The organism is Kushneria marisflavi (assembly GCF_002157205.1).
GTDB classification, from domain to species: domain Bacteria; phylum Pseudomonadota; class Gammaproteobacteria; order Pseudomonadales; family Halomonadaceae; genus Kushneria; species Kushneria marisflavi.
Window position 1 is genome coordinate 3,176,713 of the sequence record NZ_CP021358.1, and the last position, 12,562, is coordinate 3,189,274.

A 12,562-nucleotide genomic window follows, 5' to 3' on the forward strand; every position below is an offset into this window, starting at 1 on the left:
CTGAACTAGGATGTGTAGAGGCCATCCCTTCAGGATACGCAGGCATTTGCGGGACGCGAGGAGAATCGATGCAGAGTACAGTGCCGGACAACAAGGAAGATTTTTTCAAAGCGCTTGAAGCGCTGCTCGAAGAGCGTCTGACGCCCGAGCAGGCCCGCGATATCAGCGCCTTCGCTCGCCATTATTACGCCGGTGCCAGCCACGAGGACCTGCAGGAGCGTCATTTCGAAGACCTCTACGGGGCCACACTCTCGACCTGGTTTTTCCTGCAGCAGCGTGAGCCGGACAATCGGCCCAGGGTTCGTGTCTTCAACCCCGAGTATGAAGAGCATGGCTGGCAGTCGACGCACACGGTCGTCGAAGTCATCAGCCCAGATATGTCCTTTCTGGTTGACTCGGTGCGTATCGAGCTCAATCGCTGTGGCTTCACCGTTCACTCCATTTTGAACACGGTCATCGCCAGCGAGCGTGATGAGCAGCAGCGTCTGGTGCGCTTTACTCCGCCCCGTGCTGCCGATGCGCCTTCGACGCGTGAATCCATCATCTACATTGAAGTGGACCGTCACTCCGACCCGGCCATGCTCGATGAGCTCAGGGACAACATCCTTGATGTGCTGACCGATGTGCGCTCCGCGGTCTCCGACTTTGATGCCATGCGCGCCCAGGCACGTGCGGCACTTGAAGAGATGGATACGCATCCGCCGCGCGTCGTGGATGAGCGCGACGTTGACGAGGCCCGCGATTTCCTGGCCTGGCTGCTGGACGATCACTTTACCTTTCTGGGTTTTGAAGAGTATGAGTTCCAGACCCGGGACGGTCATTCGCAGCTGGTTCGCTCAAGTGGCAGCGAGCTCGGGGTACTGACCTTGAACAGCCCGCGCTACAGCGAGGAGCCGCTGCGCTTTAATGGCAGTGGCGAAGAGCAGGGCGAGTATGTCCTGATCCCCGAGCTGATCTCCTTTGCCAAGAGCGCCTGGCCTTCACGTATTCATCGCCCGAGCTATCCCGATTACATCATTGTCGAGCGTCACAATGAACAGGGTGATGTTATTGGTGAACGTCACTTCCTGGGTCTTTATACGCTATCGGTCTACAACGAACGCCCGGTCAACATTCCGGTACTGCGGCGCAAGATCGACACTGTGCTCAGTGCCTCTGGTATCGATCCGACCGGTCACAACGGCAAACAGCTCCAGCAGATTCTGGAAGTTTATCCTCGCGATGAACTGTTCCAGATGGGAACCGAGGATCTTTGCCGCACCGCCATGGGGATTCTGAGCATCCGCGAACGTCGTCGCGTACGGCTCTTTATTCGTGAAGATCGCTCCGGGCGTTTTTATTCCTGTCTGGTGTATGTGCCGCGTGACGTCTTTTCGACCGACCTGCGCATGCGCATCCAGAACATGCTCTGTGAAGAACTCGATGCCAGCTTTGGCGACTTCAACACCTATCTTTCCGAGTCGGTACTGGCGCGTATTCAGCTGATCCTGCGCTTCAATCATGACACGCCCGTAGAGCATGACGATCGTGCACTGGAGAAGAAGGTGATCGCCATCGCCCGCGGTTGGCGTGATGATCTGCATGAGGCGCTGGTTGAAGGCTACGGTGAGGAACCGGCCAATCGCCTGATGGAGCGCTATCGTGATGCCTTCCCGAGCAGCTATCGGGAGGATTTTACGTCACGTACCGCGGTTTATGACATTGGTCACATGGAAGAGCTCGATAACGAGAGTTCAATCGGCCTGAGCCTTTACCGCCAGCTTGAGCATGAAAATGATGTCAATCTCAAGCTCTTTCATCGCGACCAGCCGGTGCCGCTGTCCGATGTGCTGCCCATGCTGGAGCACATGGGCCTTCGCGTGATCAGTGAGCGCCCCTATGAGATCGAGCGCTCTGACAGCCAGGTCTGGATTCACGACTTCAATCTTGAAACCTCAAGTCGTGAGCATGTCGATCTGCATGGCATGCGTCATAACTTCATGGATGCCTTTACGCGCATCTGGTCAGGCGCTGGTGAGAGTGACAGCTTCAATCGACTGATCATTTCAGCCAGGATTGATTGGCGTGAGGTGGCGATGCTTCGAGCCTATGCGCGCTATCTCAAGCAGATTCGCTTCGGGCTTTCCCAGGATTACATCTCCACGGCACTGACCCAGCATGCCGACATTACCCGCGAGCTGGTGGCCCTGTTCAAGTCACGATTTGATCCTGAGGTCGAGCGTGACGAAGAGGCATCCAAAAAAATCCGCGAGCGTATCGAGGCCTATCTTGAAGAGGTGACCAGCCTCAATGATGACCGGCTTATCCGCCTGTATATGGATCTGATCGGGGCCACGCTGCGCACCAACTATTTTCAGCCCGGGGAGAATGGCGAACCCAAGCCCTATATTTCCTTCAAGCTCGCGCCGCGTGAGATCAACGACGTGCCGCGCCCGCGTCCGCTGTATGAAATATTTGTCTATTCGCCTCGCATGGAAGGGGTGCACCTTCGTACCAGCAATATCGCCCGCGGTGGCATGCGCTGGTCGGATCGTTTCGAGGATTTTCGTACCGAAATCCTCGGGCTGGTCAAGGCTCAGCAGGTCAAGAACTCGGTGATTGTCCCCAGCGGTGCCAAGGGTGGCTTTATCTGCAAGCAGGCACCGCTCGGTGGCAGTCGTGACGAGATTCAGAAGGAAGGGATCGCCTGCTATCAGACCCTGGTGCGCGGTATGCTCGACATTACCGACAACCTGATCGACAAGCAGGTCGTGCCGCCAGAGCATGTGGTGCGTCATGACGGAGATGATCCCTATCTGGTCGTGGCTGCCGACAAGGGCACGGCCACCTTCTCCGATATCGCCAACGCGCTGGCCCGGGAGTACAACTTCTGGATGGGCGATGCCTTCGCCTCCGGTGGCAAGAACGGCTACGACCACAAGGCCATGGCGATCACGGCCCGTGGTGCCTGGGAAGCCGTCAAGCGCCACTTCCGCGAGCTCGGCCTTAATACTCAGGAAGATCCCTTTACCGTCATCGGAGTCGGCGACATGGCTGGCGACGTGTTCGGTAACGGCATGCTGCTGTCTGAGAAGATTCAGCTGGTTGCGGCCTTCAACCATCGTCATATCTTCATAGACCCCGATCCTGACTGCGCATCCTCTTTCAATGAGCGCAAGCGTCTGTTCGAGCAGGCGACCTCAAGCTGGGAAGATTACGACAAGTCCCTGATCAGTGAGGGCGGTGGCATCTTTTCCCGCGATGCCAAGTCGATCGAGATTACCGAAGCCATGAAAACGCGTTTTGGCCTGACTGCCTCGCGTATGGCACCTGCCGAGCTGATCAACGCATTATTGAAGTCAAAGGTGGATCTGCTCTGGAACGGCGGTATCGGCACCTACATCAAGTCGAGCGAAGAGAGCCATGCTGACGTGGGTGACAAGGCCAACGACACACTGCGTGTCAACGGCTGTGAGCTGGGATGTCGCGTGATCGGTGAAGGCGGCAACCTGGGCGTGACGCAGCTGGGTCGTCGTGAAGCTGCACAGCATGGGGTACGTCTCAATACTGACTTCATCGATAACGCCGGAGGCGTCAACTGCTCGGATCATGAGGTCAATATCAAGATCCTGCTGGATGAAGTAGTCGCGCGCGGTGATATGACCGGCAAGCAGCGCAACGACCTTCTGGCCGAGATGACGGATGAGGTGGCGGATCTGGTTGTGGATGATAATTATCGCCAGACCCAGGCACTTTCTCTGTCACGACTGTTGTCCTCGGAAAATCTGGGCCCTTATCGGCGCTTCATCTGCGATCTGGAAGAGACCGGACAGCTTGATCGTGAGCTTGAGGCGTTGCCGGATGACGCCACGCTTGCTTCGCGCGCCGAACGCGGTGAAGGTCTGACGCATCCCGAGCTTTCCTCGCTGATTTCTCATGCCAAGATCGACCTCAAGGGCATGCTGGCGGAATCCGAGGTTCCCAATGAACCCGGAATCGTCAATCACGCTGAGCGCGCCTTCCCGGCGACGCTGGTTGAGCGCTACGGCAAGGAGATTGCCAATCATCGGCTGCGTCACCAGATTGTGGTGACCAAGGTTGCCGGCGATGTGGTCGATCACATGGGCATTCCGTTTGTGCGACGGCTGATGGACATCACCGGGACCAGTGCCGGTGAGGTGGTCAGGGCCTATGTCATGGCGCGTGACAGCTTCGGACTGGCATCGCTGTGGGGGGAGATCGAGGCACTGGACTCGCAGGTCGAGACCGCCATTCAGTACGACATGATGCTCTCGCTGGTGCGTCTGCTGCGTCGTGCGACGCGCTACTTCCTGCGCTATCACATGCAAAGTGACGCCGACACCGTGGTCGAGCAGTACGCCCCGGATCTTGAGCGTCTGCGCGATAACATCGGAGAAAGACTTCGGGGCGAGGCGCAGCGACAGTGCATGTCACTGCGGGATCGCTACATCGAAGCCGGTGCCCCCGAGGCGCTGGCCGAGCGGGTGGCCGCCACCGAAAGCCTTTATGCCGGACTTGGCATCATTGATACGGCGGCATTGACCGGCGTCTCTCTGGAGCGAGTGGCTGACACCTACTATCTCATCGGCGAGCAGCTCTCACTGCCCTGGATGCTGGAGCAGGTCAATCGCCTTGAGGTGAACGACAGCTGGCAGACGATCGCACGTGAAGCCCTGCGCGACGACCTTGATCGACAGCAGCTGATGCTGACGGCCAGCGTATTGCGCGGCGAAGAGTGTGAGGACGTCGATCGCTGTGTCGAAGAGTGGATGAATCAGCACAAGGCACCGGTCGAACGCTGGTGTGCACTGCTTGAGGAAGTCCATTCCACCGACGAGCTGGGCTATGCGCTCTTTACGGTCGCCGTGAGGGCTCTGGGAGAGCTCTCCGAGCGGCCGCCGTCCGGTCACTGATCGACACGGCTATCGTGCAATATCACAAGCCAACAAGAGCGAACGCCACCCGCAGGGGTGGCGTTTTTTTATGTTACATTGCTCATCGTCTGCTTCGAACACGGGATGACGTACCATGTCTGCCAGCCTCCATTCATTGCATATTTATCCGGTCAAGTCGCTGGGCGGCATCGACGTGCATCAGTCGGTATTGACGGCAGAGGGACTGCGTCATGACCGACGCTGGGTCATCACCGATGAAAAGGGCGATTTCATCACCCAGAGAGGCTGTGCCCGCATGGCGACGCTGGTACCTGCCATCGATGAGTATCACCTGATTCTTCAATCGCCTGATCGGCGCCATCTTTACATTCCGCTTGCACCGCCGCAGGCCTCTCCCTCCCGGGTACGAATTTTTGGTAACGAGTGTCGGGGCCTTGATGAGGGCGATGAAGCCGCCCATTGGCTGAGCGCCTTTCTTGAGCGTCCCGTCAGGCTCAAGCGGGTGCCCCGCGACAACCAGCGTCGTGTCAGTCCCGAGCGTCTGGGAGATCATGTGGCGCATACCGGATTTGCCGATGGCTACCCACTACTGGTGGCTTCACTGTCCTCGCTGGCCGCACTCAACGAACGTCTGGCCACGCAGGGGCTACCGGCGCTGCCCATGTCACGTTTTCGGCCCAATATCGTCATTGAGGGCGCACCTCCCTTTGCCGAGCATGGCATGACCAGACTGGAAGGGGAGAATCTGTCACTGTGGCTGTGCAAGCCCTGTGAGCGCTGTCGTATTACTACCATCAACCAGTGCAGTGGCGACATCGCCGTGCCCGGCGAGCCCCTGAAAACCCTGATGGCCATGGATCACGTGTCAGCCGGCAGGGCCTTTTTTGGCGAAAATGCCGTCGTCATGCAGGGGGACGGTCAATCGCTATATACCAAAATGGCACTACGAATGCGCTAGTCAAAAGCATCGCCAAATACGCAGGCTTTGTTATGCTGTGGCCGCTTTGCCGACCGACCAGGATTTCATCTGCTGTGCATATCGGCATCAACGGATTATTCCAACGAGAGACATCATGAAAAATACAATCTTGTATCTGGCACTGGGCATGGGCGTCGGGCTTGGAACTCTCTCGGGTCAGGCACTGGCCAACAAGAGCCCGGCCCTTGAGCGTGCCGAGCAGGCGGCAAGCCAGGTCGATCTTTCCGATGCCATTCAGCGTGATACGGATGGCATGAGCCGATCCATGTATCTGGGCTCAAAACCGGTATCCCATGATTTTGACGTCACCCAGGGCGGTGAATACATCATCGAAGCTCGGGCCTTTCACGGCACGTCCGGACTTTATGAGGTCAATGCCGAGTTGCGTGATGACGCCGGCCAGACGCTTGCTACGGCCAGCGGTAACAATCAGACCAACGGCTTGATGATTCGCCATCAACTTGAGCCAGGCACCTATCATGTGGTGATTACCGGCCAAAGCCGCAGCCCGGCGCGCGATCAGACGCAGTCTGTCACCGTTTCCGTGCAGCAGGCTGATGCCAGCGTTCGCGGGGCGGGACTGGCCGATGCCAATCGCATCGAGCGACTGGGGAATCCCGACGTCGCCGCTGCCAATAATCCTGATGCACCGGCACGGCTGGGGCGCGAGGGAGCGGTTCAGGGCGATGCCACACTGGCCGGCGTTGGTACGTCCCAGCGTAGTGCCAGCAAGACGGCCGCGCCCGATGGCCCGGCGATCAAGCCCGGTCCTTCCGGCAGGGCACTTGAGCGTGCCGCTCAGTCCGGTACGGTTGAGGAAGGCGAAGGTCTGGCGGCTGACCAGGGCAGCATCAACACCGCGCGAAAAAGCGGGCAATCGGCCACAGCCGATGAGAATGTCTCACCCGTTCGTGAGCGAATTCTGCGTGACGTGCCTATAAGGACCAACGGAGAAGTGCTGAAGTTTGAAGTCGTCACTGCCGGCACCGTGACCGTTGACAGCTTCACGATGGACTCCAGCGGTAACTATCGCATCTCCGGCGAGCTCCTGGACAGCAACGGCAATGTCGTGGCCAGCGATAGCGGCAGCGGCTTCCAGGGCGACTTCCATCTGCGCGAATCGCTTGAGCCCGGAATTTACAGCGTGCGCGTGCGTGGCCAGAAGTTTGGCGGCGTTCGTGGTGGCGCCAACAACTTCACACTGCGTATCGAGCAGCCGGGCGATTGACCCTTCCTGCATGGCCCGGGGCATGCCCCGGGCCTGATCCATCTGCTTCCAAGGACCTGCCCTCATGTACAAGGCCGCTCGTGCGCTGCTGTTTCGTCTCGACCCTGAAACGGCCCATGGCCTGACATTGTCATCACTGGATCTGGCGCATCGCTTTCATCTGCAGCGGGCACTGGTGTCTTCATTTGTCGAGGACCCTGTCACGCTGATGGGCCTTCGCTTTGCCAATCGGGTCGGTCTGGCCGCCGGGCTGGACAAGAACGCCGAGCATCTTGATGCGTTGGGGGCGCTGGGGTTTGGTTTTGTGGAAGTCGGCACCGTGACGCCCAGAGCGCAGAACGGAAATCCGAAACCGCGCCTTTTTCGTCTCCCCGAAAGCGGGGCGATCATCAACCGCATGGGGTTCAACAATCAGGGCGTGGATCAGCTGATCGCCAATGTGGCCAAAAGTCGTTACGACGGGGTGCTTGGTATCAACATTGGCAAGAATCTCACCACGCCGGTCGAGAAGGCCGTGGATGACTACATGGCCTGTCTGCGCGCGGTGCATGCTCATGCGCACTATGTCACTGTTAATATATCTTCACCCAACACACCCGGACTTCGTAGCCTGCAGTTTGGCGAGCAGCTCAATGCACTGCTATCGGCACTGCAACAGGAAAACCAGGCGCTTAATCAGCGTCATGGCCGCCGTGTGCCGCTGGCAGTCAAGATTGCACCGGACATGAGTGAGCCGGAAACGGACCTGGTGGCCGAATGCCTGAAGGCCTGCGAAGTGGAGGCAATGATCGGTACCAATACGACCGTTAGTCGTGACGGGATCGCAGGCAGTCCTCATGCCGAGGAAGCCGGTGGACTATCGGGCCGGCCGGTGAGGCAGTCGTCAACGACGATTGTCAGGCGTTTGCGCGAGAAGCTGCCCGAGATCACCATCATTGGCGTTGGCGGCATTGATAGCGGCGAAGCGGCACTGGAAAAGCAGCAGGCCGGTGCCGATCTGGTTCAGCTCTATAGCGGATTGATCTATGAAGGGCCGACGCTGGTCGAACAGTGCGCCCGAGCGTTAAGAGACAGTGCTTCGAAAGAAAAAAGGGCGGCGTTATAAAAGACCGGGCACGTGCGTCACGTCCCCGGATATCATGTCATGCGATGGGTTCAATGGTTCCGAAGGCGATCAGGTGGTCGCCATCGGATTAACGTGCAGACCCGAGACCCCTGTCATGCCGGACCATTGCGCTTCACGGCCTTCACGCCAGCCGCTCATCCAGGACTCCCGCATTTCAATGCCCTGACTGGGGCAGTCGTCTCTGGAGCGCCCGGTCACACCGGCCTTATAACCACTGACATAGGCTTTCTGGAAGGGATCACGTTTCTGTCTTTTCATTGGATAACCTCGCTTCACACAAAAAAAGTGTTTCGATCCGAGATAGTGTGCGATGACGCCACTATCGCAGGGGTCGTAGGTTGACAGCGATCGTGCGATCTTTCGTAGCTACCCCTATACCTTTACAGCAGCAACAAGACGCTGTCGAAAATCATTTTCATCTAAGTAAATCACTTATTAATCTTTTCAGGAATATGACACCGCATGATGCCTTCCAGCACTGAACAATCATCGGAGACGGCTCATGAGGAGCTTGCCTTTCTCGCCACCTGTCCGCGCAGCATGGAAGCCCTGCTGGCCGAGGAACTGACAGGGCTCGGTGCTACCATCGCGCGTACCAGCGTCTCGAGCGTTCACGGCAGTGCGACACGTGAGGTGCTCTATCGTCTTTGTCTGTGGTCGCGTCTGGCCAATCGCGTCATTCTGGTGGCCGGACGTTTCGAGGATATCGAGGATGGGCCGGGGTTGGTGGCAGCCTCCAACAGCATCGAATGGGAGACCCTCATTGCTCCTGATGCCAGCCTGCGGGTCGATTTCCACGGCGAAAGTGCCCAGATCCGGCATACCCGCTTCGGTGCGCAGTGCATCAAGGATGGCGTGGTAGACCGTTTTCAGGATCATGGCCGGGTGCGCCCGGATATCGACCCGAAAGCGGCAGATCTGCGCCTTTACGCGCATCTGCATCGTGGCAGGCTGGTGCTTGGAATCGATCTTTCCGGTGACAGCCTGCACCTGCGCGGCTATCGCCTTGATGGCGCCAGCGCCCCGCTCAAGGAAAACCTGGCAGCAGCGCTGCTGGTCCGTGCTGACTGGCCTGCACGCGCCGTTCGAGGCGAGAGTCTTTTCGATCCGATGTGTGGGTCGGGAACGCTTTTGATCGAGGCGGCTCTCATGGCCTGCGATGTTGCCCCCAACCTGACACGGGCGCGCTTTGGCTTTCACGGTTGGGCCGGTCACGACGAGGCGCTGTGGCAGAATATTCACGGTGAGGCTGCGAACCGTGCCCGGGTCGGTCGACGTGAATGCCGGCTGACCCTGTGCGGTCGCGACCATAACCTGCGCGCGGTAGAGTCGGCCCGTGCCAACGCCGGTCGTGCCGGAGTCGAGTCACTGATTCAGATTGAACACGGTGATGCGCTCTCGACTCCTCCTGTGATGACGCCCGGCCTTGTGATCACCAATCCGCCCTATGGTGAGCGCCTGGGTGAGCTGCCGGCGTTGATCAGTCTGTATCAGGGGCTGGGGGCGCTGCTGCGCGAGCACTTTGCCGGCTGGTCGGTCGCGCTTCTGACCGGTGATCCGAAGCTCGGTCATCGGCTTGGCATGAAGGCCCACCGCCAGTACGCCTTCAAGAACGGCAGCCTGGATACAAAGCTTTTGCTCATTGACGTGCATGAGCGAGTGCGTCCGGAAGGGGGGGAGCCTGCGCAGGCCGCCATCAAAAGCGATGAAGATGCCGGCGCCGTGACCCATTCGGCCGGCGCGCAGATGTTTGCCAACCGCCTCAGGAAAAATCGGAAGCGTCTGTCAAAATGGCTCAAGCGCTCCGGGGTTGAATGCTACCGGCTTTATGACGCGGATATGCCTGAATACGCATTGGCCATCGATATCTACGGTGGATGGGTTCATGTGCAGGAATATGCCGCACCACGCTCGGTCGATGCCAATCAGGCCGAGCGTCGTTTGCTCGAGGCGATCGGCGTGCTGCCGGAGGTGCTGGAGATTCCGGCAGACTACATTTTCCTGAAGCGCCGCGAACGGCAGGCGGGGCGCGCTCAGTACGAGCGTCGTGACAGCTCCGGTCAGCGCTTTCAGGTCAGCGAGGGAGACGCCAGGCTCTGGGTCAATTTGCGTGACTACCTGGATACCGGGTTGTTTCTGGATCACCGGCCGGTGCGTCGCTGGCTGCATGACAACTCGGCCGGCAAGCGAGTGCTCAACCTGTTTTGCTATACCGCCACGGCCAGCGTGCAGGCCATATTGGGTGGGGCTGCCGAGAGCCTGAGCATCGACATGTCCAACACCTATCTTGGCTGGGCCGAGGACAACTTCCGGCTCAACCGGCTCAACATGTCACGTCACAAACTGCTGCGTGAGGACTGCATGGCCTGGCTTGAAAGATCTGGGCCGCAGTTTGATCTCATCTTCATGGACCCGCCGACGTTCTCCAACTCCAAGAAGATGGACAACGTGCTGGATATTCAGCGTGACCACGCTCACATGATCGAGCGTGCCATGGTGCATCTGGCGTCTGAAGGCACGCTGCTGTTTTCCAACAACCTGCGTCGTTTCAAAATGGATGACGCCATGGGCGAGCGTTTCGATGTGACGTCGCTGTCAAAACAGATGCTGGATCCGGACTTCGAACGCCGGCCGGACATTCATCACGTTTATCAGATTCGCCATCGCAGCGCCTAGCGGGCATCCAGTAGCGAGAGCTGGCGTACGGCGTCCCGGGCTTCCGGGGCGTCATCGCTTGTTTCCAGTACCTTGGAAAAGCCTCGCAGGCGCTGGATATGGTCCACGTCGCTGACCCAGGTCATGGCCTGGGTATAGTCTTCAGCCAGCGCGTGCTGAATGCCTCCGTAGGCCGTGCCGATCTGTCCCCAGGCGCGGACAAAGATCCAGTCACCGAACATGTCCTGATGGACGTGCACGAGTACATAGTCATGTTCGCTTTCCCAGCGGATGATCAAGGCAGCGCTCCTGTGTAGTATTGAAGGCGAAGAACATGAGGGCAGTACTGCCGTTAGCGCCGACAGGTCGCTGATTGTAACGGTCGCGGGCGTTTCGACAAAGCAGAGCACACCGTCGGTCATTGACGCTCGGGGTGCCATCCATTCACGGTAGTGCAGGTATCGATTGAATCATGCGTATTGTGGCAGATGAGAATATCCCGCTGGCCGAGGCCTTTTTCGCCGATCACGGCGAACTGGTACGGCTGCCCGGGCGAGAAATGAGTCGCGAGCAGGTGCGCGATGCCGACATTCTGCTGGTGCGGTCGGTAACACGCATCAATGCCGAGCTGCTTGAAGGATCACGCGTGAAGTTCGTGGGGACGGCGACCATCGGGCGTGATCACGTCGATGAACAATGGCTGTCACAGCAGGGCATCGGTTTTGTCAGTGCGCCGGGATGCAATGCCGATTCGGTGGGCGACTATGTGATCTCGACGCTGCTGTTGTTCGGCGAGCAGGATGGCGTGGCATTGACTGATCGGGTGGTTGGCGTCGTGGGAGCAGGCAACGTCGGGGGTCGGCTGGTCGAGCGGCTCCGTGCGCTGGGCATTCGCTGTCTGGTCTGTGATCCGCCGCGGGCCGAGCAGGAGGGCAGTGAAGGCTTTACAGGTCTTGATGACCTGATCGAGAAGGCCGATGTCATCTCCGTGCATACGCCGCTGATCCGCGAGGGCGATCATCCCACACATCATCTTCTTGCCGAGCGGCACATCGAAGCGCTACGTACCGATCAGATTCTGATCAGTGCCGGACGGGGAGACTGTGTGGACGGTCAGGCTCTGAAGGCACGGCTGGAGCGCGACCCGGATCTGCGTGTGGTGCTGGATGTATGGGAAAACGAACCTGACATCGATGAAGCCCTTTACCGTCTTGCCGCCATCGCCACGCCCCATATTGCCGGTTACAGTCTGGATGGCAAGCTGCGCGGCACCGAGATGTTGTATCAGGCCATGAGCCGCCATTTTGGTCTGCCAGTGCGCAAGCGGCTGGGTCAGCTCAAGCCCGAGAACTGGCTGCGCCGGATTGCCATTTCCCGTCGGGCACCGCCGCAGGAAGCACTGCTGCTGTGCACGCGCACCTGCTATGACGTGCGCCGCGATACCCTGCTGTTTGAGCGCTATCGACGCCAGTATGGCATGGCAAAAGGGTTTGATCTGATGCGCCGCGAATATCCGGTACGACGCGAGTTTTCAACGCTGCGTGTTGAGCTCAAGCACAGCGCCGGCGCCGTGCGGGAAGTGCTGGAAAATGCCGGTTTTGCCATTCGATCACCGCGCAAATAGCATTCATCTCACTTGATGGCGTGACCCCAGGCATGACCGCTGTCCGGTCGTGTCG

At 58.8% G+C, this 12,562-nt stretch carries 8 protein-coding genes; 6 read left to right on the forward strand and 2 right to left on the reverse strand.

The genetic code is table 11. The features are described from left to right. The first annotated feature begins 68 nt into the window (after positions 1-68). The 4 genes from B9H00_RS14405 (at position 69) to B9H00_RS14420 (ending at position 8,207) form a co-directional block, all read left to right on the forward strand. Positions 69-4,913, forward strand: coding sequence for an NAD-glutamate dehydrogenase (locus tag B9H00_RS14405; RefSeq protein ID WP_086901239.1), 4,845 nt, complete (start codon positions 69-71; stop codon positions 4,911-4,913). 115 nt (positions 4,914-5,028) lie between these two features. Continuing rightward, a complete protein-coding gene (locus tag B9H00_RS14410) occupies positions 5,029-5,853 on the forward strand; it encodes an MOSC domain-containing protein (protein ID WP_086901240.1) in 825 nt (274 codons plus the stop codon). Positions 5,854-5,968: 115 nt separating this feature from the next. Continuing rightward, complete coding sequence (locus tag B9H00_RS14415; RefSeq protein WP_120211718.1) at positions 5,969-7,102, forward strand: hypothetical protein; 1,134 nt, start codon at positions 5,969-5,971, stop codon at positions 7,100-7,102. Between the two features lie 64 nt (positions 7,103-7,166). Continuing rightward, entirely contained in the window at positions 7,167-8,207 is a 1,041-nt protein-coding gene (locus B9H00_RS14420) for a quinone-dependent dihydroorotate dehydrogenase (RefSeq protein ID WP_086901242.1), read from the forward strand. A gap of 69 nt (positions 8,208-8,276) precedes the next feature. Here B9H00_RS14420 and rmf read toward each other — a convergent pair whose 3' ends face one another. After that, positions 8,277-8,486, reverse strand: a complete 210-nt coding sequence (gene rmf / locus B9H00_RS14425; protein WP_086901243.1) for a ribosome modulation factor — start codon at positions 8,484-8,486, stop codon at positions 8,277-8,279. A gap of 204 nt (positions 8,487-8,690) precedes the next feature. Here rmf and rlmKL point away from each other — a divergent pair, with 204 nt between their 5' ends. Further along, complete coding sequence (gene rlmKL / locus B9H00_RS14430) at positions 8,691-10,904, forward strand: bifunctional 23S rRNA (guanine(2069)-N(7))-methyltransferase RlmK/23S rRNA (guanine(2445)-N(2))-methyltransferase RlmL (RefSeq protein WP_236944300.1); 2,214 nt, start codon at positions 8,691-8,693, stop codon at positions 10,902-10,904. On the opposite strand, the gene B9H00_RS14435 is transcribed toward rlmKL, so the two are convergent. Further along, on the reverse strand, positions 10,901-11,182 hold the full coding sequence (locus B9H00_RS14435) for a hypothetical protein (protein WP_086901244.1): 282 nt from the start codon (positions 11,180-11,182) through the stop codon (positions 10,901-10,903). The two genes, rlmKL and B9H00_RS14435, sit on opposite strands and share 4 nt — an antisense overlap. Positions 11,183-11,355: 173 nt before the next feature. Between B9H00_RS14435 and pdxB the strand changes: the two genes are divergently transcribed. Further along, positions 11,356-12,507: a 4-phosphoerythronate dehydrogenase PdxB gene (gene pdxB, locus B9H00_RS14440; RefSeq protein ID WP_086901245.1), complete on the forward strand. Its 1,152-nt coding sequence runs from the start codon at positions 11,356-11,358 to the stop codon at positions 12,505-12,507. Positions 12,508-12,562: the final 55 nt, after the last annotated feature.